The sequence below is a fragment of the Rhodococcus sp. 11-3 genome (assembly GCF_023704055.1).
GTDB lineage: Bacteria > Actinomycetota > Actinomycetes > Mycobacteriales > Mycobacteriaceae > Rhodococcus > Rhodococcus aetherivorans.
The window spans coordinates 3238233-3262851 of the sequence record NZ_CP080406.1; the positions used below are offsets into that span (position 1 = coordinate 3238233).

General features: G+C 71.7%; 23 protein-coding genes and 1 tRNA gene. 2 read left to right on the plus strand and 22 right to left on the minus strand.

Features of this window, described 5'->3' with window-relative positions:
* Window positions 1-62: 62 nt before the first annotated feature.
* A complete protein-coding gene (locus tag KZJ41_RS15290; RefSeq protein WP_006936763.1) occupies window positions 63-680 on the minus strand; it encodes a CoA pyrophosphatase in 618 nt (205 codons plus the stop codon).
* A 131-nt stretch (window positions 681-811) separates the two neighbouring features.
* On the opposite strand from KZJ41_RS15290, the gene KZJ41_RS15295 reads away from it, so the two are divergent.
* Entirely contained in the window at window positions 812-1750 is a 939-nt protein-coding gene (locus KZJ41_RS15295; protein WP_050036365.1) for a MoxR family ATPase, read from the plus strand.
* A 24-nt stretch (window positions 1751-1774) separates the two neighbouring features.
* Entirely contained in the window at window positions 1775-2743 is a 969-nt protein-coding gene (locus KZJ41_RS15300) for a VWA domain-containing protein (RefSeq protein WP_050035288.1), read from the plus strand.
* Between the two features lie 604 nt (window positions 2744-3347).
* On the opposite strand, the gene KZJ41_RS15305 is transcribed toward KZJ41_RS15300, so the two are convergent.
* The 21 genes from KZJ41_RS15305 to KZJ41_RS15405 form a co-directional block, all read right to left on the minus strand.
* Window positions 3348-3563 carry an SMP-30/gluconolactonase/LRE family protein gene (locus KZJ41_RS15305; RefSeq protein WP_082120245.1) on the minus strand — a complete coding sequence of 72 codons (216 nt, stop codon included), beginning with the start codon at window positions 3561-3563 and terminating at the stop codon, window positions 3348-3350.
* 43 nt (window positions 3564-3606) lie between these two features.
* Entirely contained in the window at window positions 3607-4044 is a 438-nt protein-coding gene (locus KZJ41_RS15310; RefSeq protein WP_006936756.1) for an SRPBCC family protein, read from the minus strand.
* Window positions 4034-6694, minus strand: a complete 2661-nt coding sequence (gene adhE, locus KZJ41_RS15315) for a bifunctional acetaldehyde-CoA/alcohol dehydrogenase (protein ID WP_006936755.1) — start codon at window positions 6692-6694, stop codon at window positions 4034-4036. Before adhE ends, KZJ41_RS15310 begins: the two co-directional genes overlap by 11 nt.
* 261 nt (window positions 6695-6955) lie before the next feature.
* Window positions 6956-7029, minus strand: a tRNA-Pro gene (locus tag KZJ41_RS15320).
* Between the two features lie 83 nt (window positions 7030-7112).
* Window positions 7113-8534 (minus strand): ribosome biogenesis GTPase Der, encoded by a 1422-nt coding sequence (gene der, locus KZJ41_RS15325; protein ID WP_006936753.1) that lies wholly within the window; start codon window positions 8532-8534, stop codon window positions 7113-7115.
* On the minus strand, window positions 8531-9193 hold the full coding sequence (gene cmk, locus KZJ41_RS15330; protein ID WP_044475988.1) for a (d)CMP kinase: 663 nt from the start codon (window positions 9191-9193) through the stop codon (window positions 8531-8533). Before cmk ends, der begins: the two co-directional genes overlap by 4 nt.
* Before the next feature lie 17 nt (window positions 9194-9210).
* On the minus strand, window positions 9211-10215 hold the full coding sequence (locus tag KZJ41_RS15335) for a pseudouridine synthase (protein ID WP_006936744.1): 1005 nt from the start codon (window positions 10213-10215) through the stop codon (window positions 9211-9213).
* A 12-nt stretch (window positions 10216-10227) separates the two neighbouring features.
* The gene (gene scpB, locus KZJ41_RS15340; RefSeq protein WP_006936742.1) at window positions 10228-10914 is read right to left on the minus strand and encodes an SMC-Scp complex subunit ScpB; all 687 of its coding nucleotides are present in this window, start codon (window positions 10912-10914) and stop codon (window positions 10228-10230) included.
* Entirely contained in the window at window positions 10911-11750 is an 840-nt protein-coding gene (locus KZJ41_RS15345) for a ScpA family protein (RefSeq protein WP_065922542.1), read from the minus strand. Before KZJ41_RS15345 ends, scpB begins: the two co-directional genes overlap by 4 nt.
* Window positions 11751-11753: 3 nt before the next feature.
* The gene (locus KZJ41_RS15350) at window positions 11754-12719 is read right to left on the minus strand and encodes a ParA family protein (protein ID WP_006936740.1); all 966 of its coding nucleotides are present in this window, start codon (window positions 12717-12719) and stop codon (window positions 11754-11756) included.
* A gap of 100 nt (window positions 12720-12819) precedes the next feature.
* Window positions 12820-13737 (minus strand): site-specific tyrosine recombinase XerD, encoded by a 918-nt coding sequence (gene xerD, locus KZJ41_RS15355; protein ID WP_006936739.1) that lies wholly within the window; start codon window positions 13735-13737, stop codon window positions 12820-12822.
* Window positions 13738-13741: 4 nt separating this feature from the next.
* Window positions 13742-14371, minus strand: a complete 630-nt coding sequence (locus KZJ41_RS15360) for an NUDIX hydrolase (protein ID WP_006936732.1) — start codon at window positions 14369-14371, stop codon at window positions 13742-13744.
* Window positions 14372-14377: 6 nt separating this feature from the next.
* Window positions 14378-16144: a CTP synthase gene (locus KZJ41_RS15365; RefSeq protein WP_006936731.1), complete on the minus strand. Its 1767-nt coding sequence runs from the start codon at window positions 16142-16144 to the stop codon at window positions 14378-14380.
* Window positions 16145-16303: 159 nt separating this feature from the next.
* Window positions 16304-17254: a copper transporter gene (locus KZJ41_RS15370; RefSeq protein WP_006936730.1), complete on the minus strand. Its 951-nt coding sequence runs from the start codon at window positions 17252-17254 to the stop codon at window positions 16304-16306.
* On the minus strand, window positions 17251-18435 hold the full coding sequence (gene steA / locus KZJ41_RS15375; protein ID WP_050035290.1) for a putative cytokinetic ring protein SteA: 1185 nt from the start codon (window positions 18433-18435) through the stop codon (window positions 17251-17253). Before steA ends, KZJ41_RS15370 begins: the two co-directional genes overlap by 4 nt.
* 55 nt (window positions 18436-18490) lie before the next feature.
* Window positions 18491-20281: a DNA repair protein RecN gene (recN, locus tag KZJ41_RS15380; protein ID WP_050035292.1), complete on the minus strand. Its 1791-nt coding sequence runs from the start codon at window positions 20279-20281 to the stop codon at window positions 18491-18493.
* Between the two features lies 1 nt (window position 20282).
* Window positions 20283-21227, minus strand: coding sequence for an NAD kinase (locus tag KZJ41_RS15385; RefSeq protein WP_006936725.1), 945 nt, complete (start codon window positions 21225-21227; stop codon window positions 20283-20285).
* Complete coding sequence (locus tag KZJ41_RS15390) at window positions 21224-22048, minus strand: TlyA family RNA methyltransferase (protein ID WP_029543877.1); 825 nt, start codon at window positions 22046-22048, stop codon at window positions 21224-21226. Before KZJ41_RS15390 ends, KZJ41_RS15385 begins: the two co-directional genes overlap by 4 nt.
* A gap of 1 nt (window position 22049) precedes the next feature.
* Complete coding sequence (locus tag KZJ41_RS15395; RefSeq protein ID WP_029543879.1) at window positions 22050-22274, minus strand: hypothetical protein; 225 nt, start codon at window positions 22272-22274, stop codon at window positions 22050-22052.
* Window positions 22275-22329: 55 nt separating this feature from the next.
* A complete protein-coding gene (locus tag KZJ41_RS15400) occupies window positions 22330-23325 on the minus strand; it encodes an HAD-IIA family hydrolase (RefSeq protein WP_029543881.1) in 996 nt (331 codons plus the stop codon).
* Entirely contained in the window at window positions 23322-24572 is a 1251-nt protein-coding gene (locus tag KZJ41_RS15405; RefSeq protein WP_084648629.1) for a M48 family metallopeptidase, read from the minus strand. Before KZJ41_RS15405 ends, KZJ41_RS15400 begins: the two co-directional genes overlap by 4 nt.
* Between the last annotated feature and the right edge of the window lie 47 nt (window positions 24573-24619).

The following is a 24619-nucleotide window of genomic DNA, read 5'->3' on the forward strand; positions in this document are numbered from 1 at the left end:
TTCGGGTGGGGTCGGTTCCGACAGCCTTGCACACACCTCGTCGCCGCCGGCCGGCCGACTCGTCACCTCCACGCGAACACGGGCTGTTCCAGGTCGTCGATGCGGGTGCTGCGACGGTGGAGCACGACTTCCCGGAACTGGTACACCACCGCCGCGGTGGGGGCGTGGACGAGATGTCCCCGGAACGGCCACTGGATCACCGGCTTGTCCGATTCCGGTATGGCGACGAACCGGGGTTCGCTGTCGAGCTCGGATGCGGTGACGGCATAGAGTGCGGCCACCTCGTCGGGGTTGGGCACGAGATCGTCGATCGCGGCATCCGCCCAGACGACGTACGGGGAGATGACGTAACCCGAGCGGGTGATGTAGTCGTCGAGGCGGCCGAGAATGCCGCCGGGGTCGGTGCGCAGGCCGAGTTCCTCGTGCAGCTCGCGCAGCGCGGCCACCTCGGGTGTCTCCCCGTCGTCGAGACGTCCGCCCGGCAGGGCGAACTGGCCGGGGTGCGCTCGCAGACGGGTCGGGCGGCGGGTGAGCGGCACGACAGGGTTGCCGTGCCCGTCGTCGAGTACGGCGACGACCACCGCCGCGTGACGCCGGCCTTCCAGCGGCAGGGAGCGGGGTTCGAACGCGGCGAGCGCCGACCCGATCTCGGTCGGGTCCAAGGGGTTCGGGACGGTCATTGCGTCGACATTAGGGGGTGGGGACTGCGATTCTGCGCATGGATCGCCGAATCGGTCCGCCCCGTGGGTCCACCCGGTGCATAGTTGTCCGAGGAAACGAACGGATCCCAGGGGTACACGAGGACGTGAGCATGCAGCGCACCACCCGACCGATGGCCGAGGTCCGCCGGGGAGTCGCGGACCGGGTGGTGGGCCGGGCCCGGGAAACCGACCTCCTGCTCGCTGCCATCGGCGCGGGGCGCGACGTGCTGCTCGAGGGGCCACCGGGCACCAGCAAGTCCACCCTGCTCGGCGCCATCACCGCCGAGCTCGGCAGTCCGCTGATGTTCGTCGAGGGGAACGCCGATCTCACGCCGGCACGCCTGGTCGGCTATCACGATCCGGCACGGGTGCTGTCGGAGGGCTACCACGAGGACAACTTCGTGCCCGGCCCGCTGGTGGCGGCGATGCGGGCCGGCGGGGTGCTCTACCTCGAAGAGTTCAACCGCTCGCCCGAGGACACACTGAACAGCCTGCTGACCGCGATGGCGGAGCGGCGGATCACGGTGCCGCGGGTGGGCACGGTCGAGGCCGATCCGGCGTTCCGCGTGGTGGCCTCGATGAACCCGTTCGACAACATCGGCACCGTCCGGTTGTCGATGAGCGTGCACGACCGGTTCTGCCGGCTGGCGGTGGACTATCAGGACACGCAGGCCGAACGTGAGATCGTCGTCCGGCGCACCGGGTGCGGGTCGGCGCGGCTCGTCGCCGACGCGGTAGCCCTCACCCGCGCCACGCGCGGGCACCCTGACCTGCGCGGCGGGTCCAGCGTCCGCGGCGCGATCGACCTGACGCTCGTCGCGATGCAGCTGATCGACATGCGGGACGTGCGCGGCGAGCTGCCGGACTCGGCCGACCCGCCGCGCGATCTGCCGCCGGCCTACACCGGCGCCGTGCTCGACGCCCTGCTGGTGGCTTTGTCCGGGCGGATCGCGGTGGACGAGGTCGCCGAGACCACACCCGAGGCGGTGTTGCGGGAGATCTGGCAGGACCACTTCCTCCTTCGCCCCAGCTCCGCGGCCCCCGGTTGAAGAGCCGTCCCCGCGGACGGCCCCGTGCACCGGCGCGCCCAGCGTCACTCCACCGGTCGGGGAAAGCCTTTCCGGCGCAAGCCGAAGCAGCTGTCGACGGTCCCGACGCTGTACGAGAACCGAGGCAGCGGCCAGGGTTTGGCGATGGTCGGCGGTCCGCATCGTCAGGGGCGCAGCCCCGGAACGGGTCCCGGTGCGGGTCCCGGGATGACCGACGAGCCGGCCGAGGTGCTGACACTGGGCGAACTCGATGCGTCGGGCCCTGCCGGCGACGCCGAGGTCCGACGCCGGGCCCGCGAGATCGCTGCGCGCCTGTCCGTGCCGCGCCCGCGGCACCGTCGCCTGCCTCGGCGGGGCGTCGGCAGACTGCGAACCCTGCCGTATCAGGACGGCGCCGAGGAACTCGATCTCGACCGCACCGTCGAAGTGCTCGCGGAGGACCCGCTCGCGCGGTCGACCGATCTGGTGATGCGGGACCGGATCCGCGACCGCCGGAAGGTGGTGCTGGTCGTCGACATCTCCGGGTCGATGCGCGGCGAACGCATCCGCACCGCCGCGGCCGCGGTGGGTGCCGTGGCCGGCGAGCTCGGCCACGACGATCTGGCGGTGGTGGCGTTCTGGTCCGAAGCCGCCGTGCTCAGCGCTCTCGGTGAGCCGGTCTCCCCGGCTCGGCTCGTGGACCTGCTGCTCCGGATCCCGAGCAAGGGTCTGACGAACGTCGGCTTCGCGCTCGAGGTGGCGGCGCGTCAGCTCCGGGACGTACCCGCCGACGAGGGACGGGTGCTGTTGCTGTCCGATTGTGTGCACAATGCCGGGCCCGATCCGCGGACCGCCGCCTCCCGGCTCTCTCGGCTCGACGTGCTCGCCGACATCTCCGGCGAACACGATCTGCTCACCGCCCGCGATCTCGCTCATGCCGGCCGTGGGCTGGCCCTGCCGATCCGGGGCCACCGCGACGTCGCTGCGGCCATCTCCCGCGCGTTCGGCGCCTGACTGTGCGCGGTGCCTCTTGGGGGGTTTCGGTGGGGAGCGTGGAGTCGTGATGAATTTCGGAAAATACTTCTGTTCCGTACTGGTCGGATAATGTAAGCCGGACTTGGGTGCGCCGAGCGGTCTTCTTCTTGAAATTATTGTGTTCCGTTTGCTTCGAATTCGGATGCGGCGGTGTCAGCGGGGGCCCGCGCCCCTCCCCTCTCGTGCCCGAGGGGGCACCGCTCGGAACGGGCGGGAGAACCGCGCCGTCGTGGCTCGCTCATCGCGCCCGGTCCACGTCCACGCACAGGATCGCCGAGTCGCTCAGGGGCTTCCCAGGTACAACCGCCCGGCATGCTCGACGACGCCCGTCACCTCGCCGAAGGGCACATCCCGGCACCCGAAGTCGTGCAGCAGGCGGCCGTCCTCCCCCACCCCAGCACCCAGGTCGTGCGAGCGGGACGAGCCAGTCGCGCCACCGGCAGCCGCCACAACGCCCGGCGTACCACGGGTCAGCTGCCTCCGAGCCGGTCGAGGACACCATTGCGGGGCGCAACCATCGCCACCCACATCCGGCCGCCGCGCGCCCGGGAGACGTTGTCCGGCATTCCCGGAAGGTTCGTCATCAGCGGCCGCGGGGCGTGGGGGCACGGACCGGCAGTCCGGTCAGGCAGTAACCGCCGGTTTCGGCGAACAGGACAGTGGATTCGTCCTCCGTGAGAGTGATGCCATTCGGGAAGTGGAGCCGGTCGAGTACGACAGGGACCGAACCGTCCGGGTCACGGCGCAGCAGCCGGCCGCTGCCGCGGTGCTCGGGCAGGGCGCCCACGTAGTGGTCCAGACCGTGGCGGGTGTGGACCGGGTGGGCCCCGCGCCGCCCGCGTTCAGCTCTCCAGGCGCTTCTTCAGACCGGTGAGCGTACTGTCGACCAGGCCCTTGATCACCCGATTCCGCAGGAAACCGGGCAGCGGCAGGTTGTGGTGGATGGTCAGCTCGTACGTGACGGAGGTGCTGGCCGGACCGACCGCGTCGAGTTGGTAGCGCCCTTCCTGCCCGGTCTGCAGGCGTCCTTGGAGCATCGACCAGCTCATGCCGTCGTCGCGGTGCCGGTAGGTCAGGGTGTAGCTGTCGGTACCGACGGTGGCCGACGCCTTGAACCGGGCGGTGCGCGGCAATCCGGTCTCCTCGTCGACCTCGAGCACCTCGGCCTCGAGGATCTCGGGGATCCACTCGGTCTGGCTCTCGAGGTCACGGATGGTCGCGAGCACGGTGCCCAAGGGCGCCTCGACCTGGACGGTCTTGGTGGCGCTGTCAGTGGGCATGCTCGCCGTCCCCGTAGTAGCCGAGCCGGAGCAGGGTGGTGATCTCGCTGATCAGCGGCATCCGCGGGTTGGTGCGGTTGCTCAGGTCCTGGAACGCGGTCATCGCCAGCTCCGGCAGGGCGGCGAGGAACTCGTCCTCCGCGATGCCGATCTCCTTCAGGGTGCGCGGCACCCCCATGCGGCGGAGCAGGTCCTCGACACCCTGGAAGAGCCGGCGGCGGCTCTCCTCGGGTTCGTGCCCCCCGAAGACGATCCGCCCGAGCTGAGCGTACTTCTCGGGCGCGACGTACGCGGAGTAGCCCGGGGCCGGCATGAACTTGGTCGGCAGGCTGGCGTTGTAGCGCAGGGTGTGGGGCAGGAACACGCCGTTCACCCGGCCGTGGGCGATGCCGAACCTGGCGCCGACGGAGTGCGCGAGGGCGTGGTTCGTGCCGACGAAGGCGTTCGAGAAGGCGAGTCCGGCAAGAGTGGCGGCATTGGACATGTCGGTGCGGGCGGACAGATCGTTCGGGTCGTCGTACACCCGCGGCAGCGCCTCGAAGATCAGGCGCGCGGCCTGGACACAGAACGCATCGGTGTAGGGCGAGGCGAAGATGGAGGCTACCGCTTCCAGCGCGTGGGTCAGCGCGTCGATGCCGGTGTCGACGGTCAGGGTGCGCGGCATCGAGAGGGTGAGCATCGGGTCCACCACCGCCATATCCGGAACCAGCGAGTAGTCGACGAGGGTCTCCTTGCGGCCGGCGACGGTGAGGACGGCCGCGGGTGAGACCTCCGATCCGGTGCCGGCGGTCGTGGGGATTGCCACCAGCCGCAGCTTGTGTGGATCCTGCGGGTATTCCGCCATGCGCTTGCGGGGGTCGAGGAACGGCAGCGTCAGCTCCGCGAGATCCTTCTCCGGGTGTTCGTAGAACAACCGGATCGCTTTCGCCGCGTCGATCACCGACCCACCGCCGATGGCGATGAGCAGGTCCGGCGGGTACCCCTCGAGCAGCGCAACGCCGCGGCGGATGGTGGCCTCGTCCGGTTCCGGTTCGACCTCGCTGAACACCTTGATGTGCTCCGCGCGCAGGTGGGCGCGGAGCTCGTCGACGACTCCCCGCTGTTCGCTCAACGCGTCGGTGACGACCACAACGCTCGTACACGGGACCTCGCGGAGGTTCTCGAGGGCACCGGCATTGAAGTAGGTGTTGGAGGGCACGCGGAACCACTGCGGCGGGGTGCGCCGGTGCGCGACGGTCTTGATGTTGAGCAGCTGCTGGTAGTTGACGTTCTCGGTGGTGCTCGATCCGCCCCAAGTGCCGCAACCCAGGGAGAAGGTGGGGGTGAGGTTGTTGTAGATCCCGCCGAGCGCGCCGACCGCGGTGGGGGCGTTGACGAGGATCCGTCCGGTGCGCACGGCCAGACCGTAGGCGTCGATGACCGCCGGATCGGTGGCGTAGATGGCGGAGGTGTGGCCGAGGCCGCCGTGTTCGGTGACGAGCACGGCGGCGTCGATGCCGTGCTGGACGTCGCGGGCGCGCACGAGACCGAGGACGGGCATCAGCTTCTCCTGCACCAGAGGGTGCGCGGCGAGCTGGTCGAGGTCGGAGGGCAACGGCGCCAGGAGCACCTTGACCGCTGGATCCACGGTGAAGCCCGCGCGGGCGGCCAGTTCGGGAGCCTGCTGGCCGAGAGCGGCGAGGTTGACCTTGTCGCCGCAGCCGAAGGCGAATTCGGCCACCGCGGCGGCCTGCTCGTCCGTGAGTACGTGCGCCCCCATCCGCTCGAACTCGGCGACGGTGGCGTCGTAGATCTCGTCGTCGATGATGCAGGTCTGTTCGGCGGGGCAGATCACGGAGGCATCGAAGGTCTTCGAGATGAGGATGTCGACGACGGCGCCCTTGATGTCGGCCGTGCGGTGCAGATAGATGGGGGCGTTGCCGGGTCCCACGCCGAGCGCGGGTTTGCCGGCCGCGTTGGCGAGGGAGACGATCTTCTGCCCGCCGGTGACCCAGATGAAGTCGACCCGAGGATGCTTGAACAGGTAGTGGGTGACCTCGTGGGCGGCGTCGGGAATGACCTGCAGCGCGCCGGGGGGCATACCGGCCGCTTCGGCTGCCGCACGCAGGATCTCGACCGTGCGTTCGCACGACCGCACGGCGAAGGGCGAGGGCCGGAAGATGACGGCGTTGCGGGTCTTTGCCGCGACGATCGCCTTGTACAGCACCGTGGAGGTGGGGTTGGTGACCGGGGTGATCGCCAGGACCACGCCGATGGGTTCGGCGACGCGGACGATGCTGCGCTCGACGTCCTCCTCGATCACGCCCACGGACTTCTTGTCCTTGAGGTAGTCGTAGAGGAACTCGGTGGCCACGTAGTTCTTGACGACCTTGTCCTCGAAGACGCCGAATCCGGTCTCCTCGATCGCCACCGATGCCAGTTCCGCGGCCGCCCGGATGCCGGCCTGCGCCATGGCTTCGACGATCGCGTCGACCTGTTGCTGGTCGAGGGTGCGGAACTCGGCCGCCGCGGTGGTCGCCGTGTCGACGACCGCGTCGATCTGCTCGTGCCGGACCGGGCCGGTGTCGACGGCGGGAGTCGCCTCCGCCGTGGCGGCGTCGCCGGTGCTGTTGGTGGCCTGGGATTCGGTGCCGATCCGGGTTTCGGTCATGTTGTCTCCTCGGACTGGAGATGCCCGTCGCGCCTCGGTGTGGCCGCGGCTCCTGTTCGCGACAGTACTCGCGGCTCGAGGTGTTGACTGCGGTCTTTGGACCCTGACCGTGGGCCTTTCGCGGAGCTGCCGCTGCCGCACCCTGGGCGGCTGGTTCCGGGGTGGGCCGGAGCAGCACGGCAGTCCTGGAACCGGGCCGCGGAGGGTGGCCCGCACGCGAACGAGGCGGTCCCGGTGAATTCGGGACCGCCTCGTCGTGGGTCGGGCTGACAGGATTTGAACCTGCGACCACTTGACCCCCAGTCAAGTGCGCTACCAAGCTGCGCCACAGCCCGTCCGCGCTCTCGTCGAGCGCTCGTTGAGATTACAACAGGGACGGACCGATTCACCAATCGCCTGGTCAGGACCGTTTCGGGTGCTACTTGCCGCGGCGGTCCCGTTTCTCGCGCACGCGCACGGAGATCCGCACCGGGCTGCCCTCGAAGCCGAACTCCTCGCGCAGCCGCCGCTCGAGGAATCGGCGGTAGCCGGCCTCGAGGAAGCCGGTGGTGAACAGCACGAACGTCGGCGGCCGGGTGCCGGCCTGGGTGGCGAACAGTACCCGCGGCAGGCGGCCGCCGCGCATCGGCGGCGGAGTCGCGGCGACGACCTCCTTGAGCCAGGTGTTGAGCCGGCCGGTGGAGATGCGCTTGTCCCAGGACTCGAGGGCGGTCTCCATGGCCGGCACGAGCTTCTGCACGGCCCGGCCGGTCTTGGCGGAGATGTTGACGCGCGCCGCCCACGGCACGCGCAGCAGATCGCGTTCGATCTCCCGGCTCAGCTCGTAGCGGCGATCCTCGTCGACGAGGTCCCACTTGTTGAAGGCGATGACGAGGGCGCGGCCCGCGTCGGCGACCATCGAGATCACCCGTTGGTCCTGCTCGGTGATGGGCTCGGAGGCGTCGATCAGCAGCACCGCCACCTCCGCGGCCTCGATGGCGCCGCGGGTGCGCAGCGAGGCGTAGAACTCGGCCCCGGAGGCGGTGTTGACGCGCTTGCGCAGGCCGGCGGTGTCGACGAACCGCCAGGTCTTTCCGCCGAGCTCGACGAGGGAGTCCACCGGGTCGACCGTCGTGCCGGCGACGTTGTGCACCACCGACCTTTCGTCGCCGGCCAGCTTGTTGAGCAGGCTGGACTTGCCGACGTTGGGCTTGCCGACCAGCGCGACACGACGCGGGCCTCCCCCGCCGGTGCCTTCGCGCGGGGTCTGCGGCAGCACCGAGAGCAGCTCGTCGAGCAGGTCCCCGGTGCCGCGACCGTGGGTGGCCGACACCGAGTACGGCTGCCCCAGGCCCAGCGACCACAGGGCGGCCGCTTCGGACTCGACGCGGTCGTCGTCGACCTTGTTCGCGACGAGCAGCACCGGCGTCTTGGAGCGGCGCAGGACCCTGGCGACCGCCTCGTCGACGGCGGTGGCGCCGACGGTCGCGTCGACGACGATCAGGATCGCGTCGGCTGTGCGCATCGCAATCTCCGCCTGCCGCGCGACGGACTGTTGCAGGCCCTTCGCGTCGGGCTCCCAGCCGCCGGTGTCCTGCACCATGAATCGGCGGCCGTTCCAGTTGGCCTCGTACGAGACGCGGTCGCGGGTCACGCCCGGCACGTCCTCGACGACCGCTTCGCGGCGGCCGATGATGCGGTTGACCAGGGTCGACTTGCCGACGTTGGGTCGTCCGACCACGGCGACGGTCGGCACGGGCACGAACTCCTCGAGTTCGTCGTCCCCGACGAGCTCGAGGTCCCAGTCCGCTTCCTCCGACCAGGTGCCGTCGCCGGCGAATTCCGTCACATCCTCGCTCACAGGGTCGCTCCCGTCTGCTCGGCGACCACGGCGGCGAGCGCGGCGATCACTTCGTCGATGTCCATGTCGCTCGTGTCGACGACGACCGCGTCGTCCGCCGCGCGCAGCGGGGAGACCGCGCGGGTGGAGTCGAGGTGGTCGCGGCGCTGCACCGCGGCGAGCACCGCCTCGTAGTCGTCGCCGCGGCCTTCGGCGATGTTCTGCCGGTTGCGCCGCTGTGCCCGGGCCTCGGCGGAGGCGGTGAGGTAGATCTTCACATCCGCGTCGGGGAACACGACGGTGCCGATGTCGCGCCCCTCGACGACGATGTGCCCGGCGTCGCGGCCGATGCTCTGCTGCGCTGCGACGAGGGCCCGACGCACCGCGGGGACGGCGGAAACGGCGGAGACGGCGCCGGTGACCTCGCCGCCGCGGATGATCTCGCGGACGTCCTCCCCGGCGAGCCGGATGTCCTCGACTTCCGGGTCGGTGCCGATCGACCAGGGCAGGGACGCGGTGGCGGCGGCGATGGCGGCGGGATCGGTCAGGTCCGCCCCCGCTCGCAGGGCGTGCAGGGTCGCGACCCGGTACATGGCGCCGGTATCGAGATAGGCGGCGCCGAGGCGGCGGGCGAGCCGCTTGGAGACGGTGGACTTGCCGGTGCCGGACGGGCCGTCCATGGCGACGATCAGGGAGCTCACAGGCCCACCGCCTGGTAGAGGCCGCCGACTTCCTTGCGGCCGAGCACCCGCAGGGTGCCGGGTCGCTGGTCGCCGAGCGCGACGGGTCCGATGTCGGTGCGCACCAGGCGGATCACGGGGTGGCCGACGGCGTCGAGCAGGCGGCGCACGATGTGCTTGCGGCCCTCGTGCAGTTCGAGGCGGACGAGGGACTGGCCCTCGTTTACCTGCAGGAGCGCGAAGGAATCGACCTTGGCGGGGCCGTCGTCGAGTTCGACGCCGGCGCGCAGCTGCTTGCCGATACCGCGCGGGAGGACGCCCTTGACGGTGGCGAGGTAGGTCTTGGTCACCTCGTAGGAGGGGTGCATGAGCCGGTGGGCGAGCTCGCCGTCGTTGGTGAGCAGCAGCAGCCCTTCGGTGTCGGCGTCGAGCCGGCCGACGTGGAAGAGGCGTTGTCCGGCGGCGACGCGTTCGGAGACGATGTCGCCGACGCAGGGGCGCCCGAGGTCGTCGGACATGGTGGACTGCCAGCCGCGCGGCTTGTTGAGCACGAGGTGGACGAGGTCCTTGTTGACGACGACGCGCACGCCGTCGACGCGGACGACGGCGTTCTCGGGGTCCACGCGCAGGCCCTGTTCGGTGACGATGGAGCCGTCGACCTCGACGCGGCCGGCGGCGATGAGTTCCTCGGCGGCGCGGCGGGACGCCACTCCGGCCTGGGCGAGGACCTTCTGCAGGCGCATGCCTTCGCCGGCGGGCAGTTGGGGGCGCTCGGCGGCGTGCTGGTGCCGGGCGGGTTTGGCGTTGCTGATCTTGGGGAGGGCCGCCGGGCGCTGGGCCTGGGGCTTGGGGGCGGCGGGACGGCCGCGCTTGTTGAGCGGGGTGTCGCCCTTGCGGTGTGCCTTCTTGGGCGTGGCCGCGCGGGCGGCGGGTTCGCCCCGTCGTTCGCGCGGGGGGTTCCCCGCGCGGGAGGTGGTCTTTCTGCGGTCCGGTGTGCCATCACGGCGAGCGGGCTTGTGCACTTTTTTCCTGTCTCAATCGGGATCGAACGGCGCGGGCGAGGTGGACTCGGTGCGCGGGTTCCTTCCCATTCTCGCAAATCGTGGGTCGGCCTCGAGACTTTCGCTGATGTCGTCGATCACATCGACGTCCGGGAGCAGCGGCGCGAGGGGCGGCAGGTCCTGCAGGGAGGCCAGGCCGAGGCGTTCGAGGAACAGTTCGGTGGTGACGTAGCGGGTGCCGCCGGTCTCGGGGTCGGTGCCGTCCTCGGCGATCAGGTCGCGGGCCAGGAGGGTGCGCATGACGCCGTCGACGTTGACGCCACGGACGGCGCTGACGCGGGCGCGGGTGACGGGCTGGCGATAGGCGACGACGGCGAGGGTTTCGAGGGCGGCACGGGTGAGCTTGGTGCGGGCGCCGCCCTGCAGGAGCCGTTCGACGTACGGGGCGTAGTCACGGCGGGTGTAGAAGCGCCAGCCGTCGCCGGCGTAGCGCAGGTCGATGCCCGAGCCGCGCGCGTCGAGGTCGGCCGCCATGCGGTGCAGGGTGGTCTCGACGCGGGTGGCGGTGACGCCGATCGCGTCGGCGAGCTGGGCGTTGGGGGCGGGGGTGTCGACGACGAGGAGCAGCGCCTCGAGGGCGGCGGCGAGTTCGTCGTCGGTCATCTCGAGCAGTTCGGCGTCGAGTCCGCGCGGGTCGGGGTCCGGCGTGTCGCTGCTCACCCGTAGTCCTCCTCGAATGTGGTGACGGCGTCGTCGTTCTCGCCGGTCCAGGCCACCTGGAGCGGCCCGAGCGGCTCGGGTTGGTCGAAGGTGACGGCTCGTTCGCGGTAGAGCTCGAGCAGCGCGAGGAACCGGGCGACGATCTGCAGGCTGTTGTCGCATTCGGCGACGAGTTGGCCGAAGGTGGCCCAGGTGCCGGCGCCGTGGGCGCGCAGCAGGGTGAGCAGGCGGGCGGCCTGCTCGGGGACGGAGACCCGGGGGGTGTGGAGGTGGTCGAGGCCGACGCGGGGTGGCGGCTTGGGCCGGAAGGCGGCGGCGGCGATCTCGGCGAACCGGGCCGCGTCGACGCCGAGGACGACCTCGGGCACCAGGTTCTCGTACTGCGGTTCGAGCGAGACCGCGCGTGGGTAGCGGCGCAGGGCGGCGGCTTCGAACTCGGCGAACAGGTCGGCGATCTGTTTGAAGGCGCGGTATTGCAGCAGGCGGGCGAAGAGCAGGTCGCGGGCCTCGAGCAGGGCGAGGTCCTCGGGGTCGTCGACGTCGCCGGAGGGCAGGAGGCGGGCGGCCTTGAGGTCGAGCAGGGTCGCGGCGACGACGAGGAACTCGGTGGTCTGGTCGAGTCCCATCTCGGGGCCGCGGGCGCGGGTGTAGGCGATAAACTCGTCGGTGACCTCGTGCAGGGCGACCTCGGTGACGTCGAGGCGGTGCTGGGAGATCAGGGTGAGCAGCAGGTCGAAGGGGCCCTCGAAGTTGCGCAGCCGTACCTGGAAGCCCGCGGGGGGCGGGGCGGGGCGGGCAGGGTCGGGCGCGGCCGGGCCGGGGGTGTCGACGGTCACGGGCTATCGGCCGGAGCGGTGGATCACTTCGCGGGCCAGGGCCCGGTAGGACTCGGCGCCGGCGGACTTCGGCGCCCAGGTGGTGATGGGTTCTCCGGCGACGCTGGTCTCGGGGAACCGGACGGTGCGGGCGATGACGCTGTCGTAGACGAGGTCGCCGAAGACCTCGACGACCCGGGACATCACCTCGCGGGCGTGCAGGGTGCGCGAGTCGAACATGGTCACGAGGATCCCGGCGAGGCTGAGCTTGGGGTTGAGCCGGTCGCGCACCTTGTCGACGGTGTCGTTGAGCAGGGCCAGTCCGCGGAGGCTGAAGTACTCGCATTCCATCGGGATGATCACCGCGTCGGCGCAGGCAAGGGCGTTGACGGTGAGCAGGCCGAGGGACGGCTGGCAGTCGACGAGGATGTAGTCGTAGCGGTCGAGGACGGGGTACAGGGCGCGGCCGAGGGCTTGTTCGCGGCCGACCTCGGAGACGAGCTGGATCTCGGCGGCGGACAGGTCGATGTTGCTGGGCAGCAGGTCCAGGCCTTCGACGCGGGTGTGCAGCAGTACGTCGTCGACGGAGACGCCGCGTTCGACGAGGAGGTTGTGCACGGTCAGGTCGAGGTCGTGGTGGGCGACACCGAGACCGGCGGACAGGGCGCCCTGCGGGTCGAGGTCGACGAGCAGGACGCGGCGGCCGTATTCGGCGAGGGAGGCACCGAGGTTGATGGTCGAGGTGGTCTTGCCGACCCCGCCCTTCTGGTTGCACATCGCGATGATCTTCGCGGGCCCGTGGCTGGGCAGCGGCTGCGGTTCCGGGACGTGCCGGCGGGGCCGGCCGGTGGGGCCGAGCTCGGCCTCGGGTTCCGCGGTGTGGGTGTGCTCCGGGCCGGCGTGTGCCGCGTCGGCGCCGGGGCGGCCGTGGAGCAGGGCGTGCTGTGCTGCCGGCGCTGTGTCCGCTGCGGGCGGTTGTGGTGTCCCCACTATCCCCTGCTCCCCCTGTCCTGCTCGCTCGGCTGTCGGATCAACGCTACCGCTTCGGGTGGTGCGATGGCGCCGTGGACACGCCCTGCCGTCGCGGGCGCTATCGGGCGCGGGGGTGGGCCCCGGCCCACACCTCGCGCAGCGCACCGGCTGTGACCTGCGTGTAGATCTGTGTGGTGGTCACCGAGGCATGGCCGAGCAGTTCCTGCACCACGCGCACGTCGGCGCCGCCGTCGAGGAGGTGGGTGGCGAAGGAGTGGCGCAGGGTGTGCGGGGAGACGGCGGCGGTGACCCCGGCGCGGGTGGCGGCGGTCTGCAGCACCTGCCAGGCGCTCTGCCGGGACAGGCGGCCGCCGCGGGCGTTGAGGAACAGTGCGGGGGTGCGGCCGGTGGCCAGCGCGGGCCGGCCCCGCACGAGATAGGCGTCGACGGCGGCCAGGGCGGGACGGCCGACCGGCACGACGCGTTGCTTGCCGCCCTTGCCGCGCAGGAGCACCGACCGGTTGGTGGTGTCGAGGTCGTCGACGTCGAGGCCGACGGCCTCGGAGATGCGTGCCCCGGTGGAGTACAGCAGTTCGAGCAGCGCCCGGTCGCGCAGGTCGCGCGGCCCGTCGGCGCTGGTGCCCGCGGAGCCGAGGATGGCCAGCACGTCGGCGACGGACAGGGCCTTGGGCAGGCGCCGGCCCGCGGCGGGGGGTTTGACGGCGCGGGCGACGTCGACGGGGGTGCGGCCTTCGGTGGTGGCGAAGCGGTGCAGTCCGCGCACGGCGACGAGGGCGCGGGCGGCGGAGCTGGCCGCGAGGGCGGGCCTGCCGCGGTCGGGGTCGCCTCGGCGCAGCGCGGTGACGAAGTCGCCGACGTGCTCTTCGCGGACGTCGGCGAGGTCGTCGATGCCGCGGTCGGTGAGGTGGTCGAGGTAGCGGGTGAGGTCGCGCCGGTAGGACGCCAGGGTGTTGGGGGCGGCGCCGCGCTCGACGGTGAGGTGGTCGAGGTAGGCGTCGAGCTGGCGGGCGAGCACCGCGTCAGTTCCCGTCGCGCTTGGTGCGCAGCAGGGCGCGGGGCCGGTCGGGCCACTCGGCCTCGGCGGGGCGCAGGGCGCCCGCGTCGCGGCGGGTGGCGGCGAGGGCGAGGATCCCCGACACGGCGGTGGCGTTGACGATCCGGCCGCCGAGCACCATGGCGACGGCCTCGTCGACGGGGACGCGGCGGATCTCAAGGTCCGCCTCCTCGTGTTCGGGGTCGGGCCGGTCGGCCTCGGACAGGCCCCGGGCCGCGTACACGCGCACGGCCTCGTCGGTGAATCCCGGCGAGAGGGCGAGGTCGACGAGCAGGTCCCAGCGGGCGGCGGCCAGGCCGGTCTCCTCGGCGAGTTCCCGGCGGGCCGCGTCGAGCGGGTCCTCGCCGGGCGCGTCGAGCAGCCCGGCGGGCAGCTCCCAGAGGCGGTGGCCGAGCGGGTGGCGGTACTGGTGGATCAGGATCAGCCGGTCCTGCTCGTCGACCGCGGCGATCGCGACGGCGCCGTGGTGTTCGACCACCTCCCGTTCGGCCTCGTGCCCGTCGGGCATGGCGACCCGGTCCACACGCAGCGACACGATCGCGCCGGTGTAGATCCGGCGCGTGGACAGCGTCCGGAACTCGTGTCGCTGCGTCACGGTCGGCTACTTGCCGCCGGCGGTGGCGTTCTCGGACGTGGTGACCACCGCGTCGCCGCCGTCCACGTCGACCTCGTCCGCGTCGTCGCCGTGCACGTCCACGGGCAGGCGCTCGGCGGCCTTGTACCGCAGCGCGGCTGCGATGAACGCGGAGAACAGCGGGTGCGGGCGGGTGGGGCGGCTCTTGAGCTCGGGATGCGCCTGGGTGGCCACGAAGAACGGGTGCAGGTCGGCGGGGTACTCGACGAACTCGACGAGATGCCCGTCCGGGGAGGTGCCCGAGAACCTCAGGCCCGACTTGGCGATCCGGTCGCGGTAGGCGTTGTTGACCTCGTAGCGGTGGCGGTGCCGCTCGGAGACCTGCTCGCCGCCGTAGGCGCGGGCGACGACCGAGCCCTTGGCGAGTACGGCCGGGTAGGCGCCGAGCCGCATCGTGCCGCCGAGATCGGCCTCGCCGGCGACGGCCTGCTCCTGATCGGCCATCGTGGAGATCACCGGATGGGTGGTGTCGGGATCGAACTCGGCGGAGTTCGCGTCGGTGATGCCCACCGAGCGGGCCGCCTCGATGACCACGCACTGCAGGCCCAGGCACAGGCCGAGCAGCGGGATCTTGCGGGTGCGGGCGTAGCGGATCGCGCCGAGTTTGCCCTCGATGCCGCGGATGCCGAAGCCTCCGGGGATCAGGACCGCGTCCACGTCGCCGAGCGCGGCCTGGGCGCCGGCCTCGGTCTCGCAGTCGTCGGAGGGCACCCAGCGGATGTCGACCTTGGCGCGGTGCGCGAAACCACCGGCGCGCAACGCCTCGGTGACCGACAGGTAGGCGTCGGGCAGGTCGACGTACTTGCCGACGAGCGCGACCCGCACGGTCTCACGCGGCTGGTGCACCCGGTCGAGCAGGTCGCCCCACACGGTCCAGTCCACGTCGCGGAACGGCAGGCCGAGCTGGCGGACGACGTAGGCGTCGAGTCCTTCGCGGTGCAGGACCTTGGGGATGTCGTAGATCGACGGGGCGTCGGGGCAGGAGATGCAGCCGTCGACGTCCACGTCGCACATCAGCGCGATCTTCGCCTTGAGGGCGGCGGGGACCTCCCGATCGCAGCGCAGCACCAGCGCGTCGGGCTGGATGCCGATGTTGCGCAGCGCCGCCACCGAGTGCTGGGTGGGCTTGGTTTTCAGCTCACCCGACGGGGCCAGATAGGGCACGAGGGAGACGTGCAGGAAGAAGACGTTGCCGCGGCCGACGTCGTGACGGACCTGACGGGCCGCCTCGAGGAACGGTTGGGACTCGATGTCGCCGACGGTGCCACCGATCTCGGTGATGATCACGTCGGGAACGTTGCCGTCCTTGTCGGGGCCGGCCATCGCCATGATCCGGTTCTTGATCTCGTCGGTGATGTGCGGGATCACCTGGACGGTGTCGCCGAGGTATTCGCCGCGCCGCTCCTTGGCGATGACCGTGGAGTAGATCTGGCCGGTGGTGACGTTGGCGGCGGCGTTGAGATCGCGGTCGAGGAAGCGTTCGTAGTGGCCCACGTCCAGGTCGGTTTCGGCGCCGTCCTCGGTGACGAAGACCTCGCCGTGCTGGAAGGGGTTCATGGTGCCGGGGTCGACGTTCAGGTAGGGGTCGAGCTTCTGCATGGTCACGCGCATGCCGCGCGCGGTGAGAAGAGCGCCCAGGCTCGATGCCGTCAGCCCCTTGCCCAGTGAGGAGGCGACGCCCCCGCTGACGAAGATGTGCTTGGTGGCGGTACGCGAGTGGCGTGACTGTGGCAAAGAAGCTCCCGTGACGTCTGGTGCAGGACTTCGGACTGATGACGGAACTGCTGGGGCCTGCACGACCCACGGAACTTCACGGTAACACCTGTCGTGGGTCCCGCGTGCACGACTCGCCCGGATCGGACGGGGATCACACCGTTCGCCGCGCCGCGCCCCTCAGCGGGCGGCGGTTCCGACGGTGACGGCGCCGGCGTTGGGGCCGGTTCCGTACCGGCCCGACACCCCGGCGAGCTGTTCCTGCAGCGCCAGCACCGTGGTGATGCGGCCGGATTCGCGGTCGACGGTGTCGACGGTGGACAGACCGGCCGACAGCGCCGCGTCGGCCCGCACCACCGCGACGGCCCCGTTGCCGACGGCGGCGCCGGGCCGCCCGGCCAGGACCGTGCCGGCACCGCGGGAGTCGAACGCGGCGGCGAAGCGGGCCAGCAGCGCACCGCGGTTGCCGCCGCCCTCGGCGCCGGCTCCCCCGTCGCCGGTGACGACGATGGCGGTCTGGGCGGGTTCGACGGTCCCGTCGTCGTACGCGACGAACCCGCCGCCCCGCAGCGTGGAGAGCGCGAGGTCACGTTCCTGGGGGGTGCTGCGCGGCTGCCCGCTCGCCGGCTCGACGAGCAGCACGGCTCCGAGCAGGTCCCCGGCCAGGCTGCCCTGATCCACGGCGCCGGTCTGCAACTGCACCCCGGCGGGGACGACGTTGGTGACGGTGGTGCGCAGCTGGTCGGCGCCGGCGGCGTCGACGAAGGGCTCGGTCAGCGAGATCCGGCCGGTCACGGCGGCGCCCGCCGCCTCGACCGTGCGGATCACCGCGTCCAGGTCCGCCGGGTCGGTGTCGGGAGTGGCGATCATGAGCACCGTGCGGCCGGCGAGCGCGTCGCGCACCACACGCCCGGACACCGCGGCGTCGAAACCGTCGGCCGCGTTGAGCTGCTCGGTGAGCACGTTGGTGCGGTCCTCGGCGTCCTGTAGCCGGCCCTGCAGTTCGGACCGGTCGTCGCGGAGCCCGGCGACGACGCTGTCCGACAGCAGCCCGGAGCCGAGGACGATGCCCACGGCGAGGGCGAGGAAGACCGCTGCGATCGAGATTGCGTGGTGACGCAACGAGATCACGCGGTCAGCCCCTGCACCCACACCACGAGACTGTCCCAGCTCTGCACGGCCCAGTCCACGACGTCGCCGCCGAGGTTGGACACGATCAACGCGACGATCACGGCGATCAGCGCGGCGAACACCAGCAGGGCGATCACCCCGCCGGAGACGCGGCTGCGGTAGAGGGTGGCGACGGCCTTGGCGTCGACCAGTTTCGGCCCCACCTTCAGCCGGGTCATGAACGCCGACGGGTTGCTGTCACGGCGGCCCTGGTCGAAGAACTCGTCGAGCGAGACGGTGCTGCCGACGGTGACGATGAGGGCGGCGCCGTGATGGTCGGCCAGCAGCAGCGCCAGGTCGGCGGGGGCGCCGGTGGCGGGGAACGTCATCGCGCCGATGCCCAGGTCCTGGATGCGTTCGAGACCGGGGGCGTGGCCGTCGTGATCGGCGGGCAGCACCACCTCGGCGCCGGACTTGAGGGTCTCGGTGCCGATCTCGTCCGGGTCGCCGACGATCAGATCCGGCCGGTATCCGGCCCGGACGAGGGTGTCGGCGCCGGTGCCGACGCCCACGAGGATCGGCGAATACTCCTTGATGAACGGCTTGAGGTTCTTCAGGTCCTGCTCGTGGTCCGGCCCGTCCGCGACCACCACCACGTGCCGGTCGCGCAGGTCCACGTCGACGTCGGGCACTCCGACCCCGTCGATGAGCAGCGGGCTCTCCGAACGGATGAACTCGATGGTGTTGCCCGAGAACGCCTCGAGGTGGTCGACCAGGCCGGTCTTCGCCTCGATCATGCGGTCGGAGATCTCGGTTTCGGTCTGCTCCTCGCCCTGGATCAGCAACCGTTCCCCGGAGTAGACACCGCCCTCGTGCAGGCGGACCTTGGCGCCGTCCTTGACCTTCTTGAACACCTCGGGACCGGTGTTGTCGATCAGGGCGATGCCGTTGGCGACGAGCACCTCCGGGCCGAGGTTCGGGTAGCGGCCGGTGATCGACGTCGAGGCGTTGACCACGGCGGTGACCCCGGCCTCGACGAGCGCGTCGGCGGTGACGCGGTCCATGTCGACGGCGTCGAGAACGACGATGTCGCCGGGACCGACCCGGCGCAGGAGCCTGGCCTGGTTCTTGTCGACCCGGGCAATGCCGCTCACTCCGGGCAACGTTTCGTTATTGCGTGACAGCAGCGCCGGCATCTTCATGGCATCGATGATGAACCCGGGCCGGGGCCGGGCAACGGAGGCGCGCCGGGCGGGATCAGCCTCGTCGTTCGGCGTGCGCGGTGGCGAGCAGTTCCTCGGCGTGGGCCCGGCCCGTCTCGGTGTCGCCGAGGCCGGCGAGCATGCGGGCGAGCTCCGCGACCCGCTCGGTATCGGTGAGCGCGCGCACCCCGCTGCTGACGACGCCCCCGGCATCGTCGACTTTGTCGACGACGAGGTGGGTGTCGGCGAACGCGGCGACCTGCGGCAGGTGGGTGACCACGATGACCTGATGGGTGCGCGACAGGCGGGCCAGGCGCCGGCCGATCTCGACCGCAGCCCGACCGCCCACCCCCGCGTCGACCTCGTCGAACACCATCGTGGCGCCGCGTTCGGACCCGGCCAGCACCACCTCGAGCGCGAGCATGACGCGGGAGAGCTCACCGCCGGAGGCGCTGCGCGCGATGGGCAGGGACCGGGCCCCGCTGTGCGCGGCGAGCCGGAACTCGACGTCGTCGACGCCCGAGGTGCCGGCGTGCAGCACCCGCCCGCCGACCTTCAGCGGTGCGGTGTCCTGCGGCCCCGCCTCCCGGTCCCGCACCTGCACGTCCAGACTCGCCCGGCCCATCGCCAGGCCGGACAACTCCTTGCTGACCGCCCTCGCGAGCTTGTCGGCGGCCTTCCTGCGGGCGGCGGAGAGGGCGGTCGCGGCCTCGGCGGCGGCGGCCGCCTCGCGATCGGCGCGCGCGGCGAGGTCGGCGACCGCATCGGCGGACACGTCGATCCTCGACAGCCGGTCGCGGGCCTCGCGAGCCCACTCGAGCACACCGTCGATGTCCGCGGCGTACTTGCGGGTGAGCGATTTCAGCTCCGCCTGGCGGTTCAGCAGCGTCTCGAGGGCCCCCGGGTCCGACGGCAGGTCCGACAGGTATCCGGACAGCTCGCCGGCGACGTCGGTGACCACCGCGATGGCCTCGTCGAGCCGGGGACCGAGCTCGCGCAGGGCCGGGTCCTCGGCCGCCTCGAGCCGCGCCCGCGACTCCCCCAGCAGATCCAGAGCCGCCGCGGCCACGTCGTCGCCGTCCCCGCCGGTGAGCGCGGCCTGCGCGCCCTGCGCGGAGTCTCGCAACGAATCGAGGTCGCCGAGCCGGCGCACCTCGGCCACGATCCGGGTGTCCTCCCCCGGCTGGGGGTCGACGGCGTCGATCTCGTCGAGCGCGAACCGCAGGCGGTCCGCCTCCTGCGCGAGCTCCCGGGACCGCTCGGTGCGTTCGCTCAGCTCGGCCCGCGCGGTCAACCACCGCTGGCGGTGCTCCTGGTACGCCGCCAGCAGCGGCGCGATCGCCTTGCCGGCGAACCGGTCGAGGGCGGCGCGCTGCTGGTCGGGCCGCAGCAGCCGCAACTGGTCGTTCTGGCCGTGCACGGTCAGCAGCGGATCGGTGAACTCCGACAGCACCCCCACCGGGACGCTGCGCCCGCCGAGGTGGGCGCGGGAGCGGCCGTCGCTGCCGACGGTGCGGACCGCGATGATGCTGCCGTCGTCGTCGCGCTGGGCGCCGGTCGTCTCGAGCAGGCGTGCCACTTCCCGCTCGACGTGGCTGGGCACCCCGCCCGCCGCGCTCGACCCGGCGTCGGCATCGATGCAGAAGCGACCCTCCACGACGGCGCGGGAGGCGCCGACACGGACGCGGGTGGGGTCGGCGCGCGCCCCCGACAGCAGGTGCAGGCTGGTCACGACCATGGTCTTGCCGGCTCCGGTTTCGCCGGTCAGGACGGTCAGCCCGCCGTGGAACTGGGCGCCGGCCTCGGAGATGACCCCCAGATTGTCGATCCGGATCTCGGCAAGCACCTCACAGTCTCCTTCCCCGCCAGCCCTTCACCGGAAGATCGAACTTGCGCACCATGCGGTCGGCGAACGGCGCCGAGTCCAGCCGCACCCACCGCACCGGGTGCTTGCCGCGCACCACCTCGAGTCGGCCGCCGGCGGGCAGGTCCAGGGTGCGGCGGCCGTCGCAGAACACCAGCCCGTCGTGGCTGCCGGCGAGGGTCTCCACGGCGATCAACGACTCCGGGCTGGTCACCATGGGCCGGGCGAACAGGGCGTGCGCGTTGCTGGGGATCACCAGCAACGCCTCGAGTTCCGGCCACACGATCGGGCCGCCGGCGGAGAACGCGTACGCGGTCGATCCCGTCGGGGTGGCGATCAGCACGCCGTCGCACCCGAACGCCGACACCGGCCGGCCGTCGACCTCGAGCACCACCTCGAGCACGCCCAGACGGGACTTGTTCTCGAGGCTGGCCTCGTTCAGCGCCCACCCCCGGTCGACGATCACGTCGTCGACCCGGATCGCGACGTCCAGCGTCATCCGCTCCTCGACCCGGTACTCGCGGCGCACCACCTGCGCCAGTGCCTCCTCGAGATGTTCGGCCTCGGCCTCGGCGAGGAAACCGATGCGGCCCAGGTTGATTCCGAGCACGGGCACCCCGGCGCGCTGGGCCAGTTCGGCGGCGCGCAGGAAGCTGCCGTCCCCGCCGAGCACGATCACCATCTCGCAGCCCCGGGCGGCGTCCGGTCCGGGTTCGACGATGCGGACCCGTCCGTCCGGGCCGGCGAGCGGACCCAGACCGGTGCTGGCGACCTCGTCGTCGAGCACCCGCAGCCCGATGCCGGCCTCGCCGAAGATCTTCGCCATGCGCTGCGCCGTCGCGGCGATCTCGACCCGCCCCGAGTGGGACACGAGCAGGACCTCGCGGGTCGCCCGCTCCGGGCCGGTCGCTGCACTATCTGCGGTCACTGGGGTCCTTCCTGCACGGCTCGTTCGACGAGTTCGACCACGTCCGCGCCCAGTTCGACCGGGCCGGGTTCCCCGGCGCGCAGCCACAGGAAGTACTCGACGTTGCCGGACGGGCCGGGCAGCGGACTGGCCACCACCCCGAGCGTACGCAGCCCCAGAGCCTGGGCCTCCCGGGCGACACCGAGGACCGCCTCGGTGCGCAGAGCCGCATCCCGGACGACGCCGCCGCTGCCGACCCGCTCCTTCCCGACCTCGAACTGCGGTTTGACCATCGGCAGCAGATCCGCGCCCGGAGTCACGCACCGCACGAACGCCGGGAGCACCAGCTTCAGCGAGATGAACGACAGATCCGCCACCACCAACTCGACCGGCCCTCCGATCGCGTCCGCACCGATGTTACGCACGTTTGTTCGATCGATCACGTGGACGCGCTCGTCGGACTGCAGCCGCCACACCAACTGGCCGTAGCCCACGTCGACGGCGACGACCTCGCGGGCGCCCTCGTGCAACAGGACGTCCGTGAAGCCGCCGGTGGAAGCCCCGGCGTCGAGGCACCGCCGTCCGGTGACCCGCAATCCCTGGGGGGTGAACGTCTCGAGGGCGCCGAGCAGCTTGTGGGCCCCTCGCGAGGCCCACGCCACCTCCTCGGCGACCTCCGTGACCAGCAGGGGCGCCCCCGGATCGACCTGGGTCGCGGGTTTCGTCGCGACGGTGCCGTTGACGAGGACCCGCCCAGCCGTGATCAGTTCACCGGCGTGCTCGCGGGACCGGGCGAGGCCCCGGCGCACCAGCTCCGCGTCGACTCGCGCTCGCCGGGCCACGTCAGATCTTGTCCACGGTCGCGAGCGCCTGGACCAGCAGGTCGTGCGCCTGTTCGAGCAGCTGCGCCTGCCGCGGGATGATCTCGGACGGATCGGGCTCACCGTCGGCGGTGACGTCGCGGGCGCGCGTGAGCAGACCCTCGACCTCGATATGGATCGACGCGGGATCCACGCCCGGATGGGGGCGTGGAAGGTGGTCGCCTGGGCGTGGAATCGACGTGCTCATCGTCGACCACGCTAGTGCATGCCGGTGACGAACCGGCACACCACGCAGACCCGACTCAGCGGGATATTCCCCACCGTGCCAGCAGGTCGTCCGCCGCCACGACCCGACCGAAACCGGGGTTGGCCCAGGCGACGTCGAGCACGGCCCGCAGCGCGGCCATCGGGTCCGCCGCGAACTCCGAAGCCAGGTGCACATCCCGTCCGTCGAACGACACCGCTCCCGGCTCGCGCGGTCCCACCCGCAGCGCGGCCGCCTCGGCGTCGAGACCGGCGAGCGAGTCGGCCACATAGGTGGGGCGCTGATCCTGCGGCGCCCGGAGCAGGTCCGCGACCGTGCTGACGCCGGTCAGCACCAGCAACGAATCGGCGCCCACGGCGTTCGCACCGGCGATGTCGGTGTCGAGCCGGTCGCCGACCACGAGCGGACGCGAGGCGCCGCTGCGCACGACGGCGTCCTCGAGCAGCGGCGCGGCCGGTTTGCCCGCCACCAGCGGCTCACAGCCCGTCGCCGACCTCAGGGCCGCGACCATGGAACCGTTCCCGAGCACCAGGCCCCGCTCGGTGGGCAACGTCGAATCGACGTTCGTCGCCACCCACAGGGCGCCGGAGCGCAGTGCGAGCGTCGCCTCGGCGAGGATCGCCCACCCGGTCTCCGGGGAGTGTCCCTGCACGACCGCCACAGGCTCGGCGTCCGCGGAACGCACCGGAGTCAGACCGACCGCGGCGACCTCGTCGACGAGGGCCTCGGTACCCACAACCAGCACCGGGGCGCCGACCGGGACCCGCTCGGCCAACAGCCGGGCCGCGGACTGGGAACTGGTGACCACGCTCGACTCGTCGGCCGCGAAACCGAGTTCGCGCAGGTGTTTGGCGACCTCCGCCGGGCGACGGCTCGCGTTGTTGGTGACATAGAACAGCCGCTCGGCACCCTCCGACAATGCCTCGCGGGCCCCGGGCACCGCCTCGGCGCCGCGGTAGACGGTGCCGTCCAGATCGAGGAGGAGTACGTCGTAGAGCGCCCGCAACGACGCGCCGCCGGATGTACCGGTCACTGATCCTCTCCGGTGAGCTCGGCGACGCGTTCCTCGGCGTCGGTGTCCCCCTCGAGATCCGCCGCGGCGGCGTTGAGGAACCACTTCAATCCGTCCTCGGTACGTCCCGCGGCCACGAGTGCATCCGCGTACGCATAGAACAGGCGCGCGGCGGACGGGCCGGTGCGCGAGGCATCCAGGTCCGGGGTCTGCAGGGTGACCACCGCCTGGTCGAACTGTCCCAGATCCATCCGGGCGCCCGCCACGACGATGCGCAGCTCGGTGGCCTCGTCGCCGGTCAGCGCCCGAGCCTCGTCGCTGCGGCCCAGCTCGATCGCGCGCTCCGGCCGGCCGAGACCGCGCTCGCAGTCCGCCATGACCGCCAGCAATCCCGGTCCCCCGGCCATTCGTCGGGCGGCCCGCAACTCGGACAGCGCCTCCGCCCATTCGCCGGCGTGGTAGGCCGTGATGCCCGCTGCCTCACGAACCACGGCGATACGGCCGGCGCGCTGCCGCGCAGCACGAGCGTGCGCCAGCGCCAGACGGGGATCGTCGTCGATCAGGCGGCCGGCCATGACCAGGTGCCGGGCCACTGCATTGGCGTTCGACTTGTCGAGACTCAGCAGGTCCCGGCGGATCGTCGGATCGAGGTCCGACGCTTCGACGTCCTCGGGCAGGTCCGGCTCGTCCGGCCGGGCTTCGCGACGCGGAGCCGGAGCACCCTCGCGGCCACGGCTCGGGCCGAATCCACCCTCGCCGCCACGGCGACGCGGAGCGCCCCCGTCTCGCCGTTCGGGTCCGTGGCCAGCACGGGACGTGCCCGTGCGCCGATCGTCACGGCCCCGATCGTCGCGCCGGTCACCGGTGCGCCGATCGTCCCGACGGTCGTCGTTTGTGCCTCGATGCGGGCGCTCGCTGCGGGAACGGTCGTCGCGGGAACGGTCGTCGCGGGAACGGTCGTCGCGCCGCTCACCGTAGGGCCGATCTCGCCGGTCCCCCGACGGGCGATCGCTGTGGGGTCGCTCCGAGCGGCTACTCCCGCGGGAGTCGTCCGCGGAGCCCTTCGCCGGCTCGCTTCGCCGTTCCCCGCGGAAAGTGCGGTCCTCGCCGCGACGATCCGGTCGGCCGGCGACTCCCTGCCGGCGATCCTCGCCGCGGGCCGGGCCCCGGTCGCCACCCTGGCGGCGCTCGCCGCTGTCTCCGCGTCCCGACCTGGGAGTGGACCCTCCACTCCGGAAGGATCGACGCTCACCATCGTTGTCGGACACAGAAAAATCCTTTCATGAAAAACCAGAAAAACCACGAGAGGGGACCC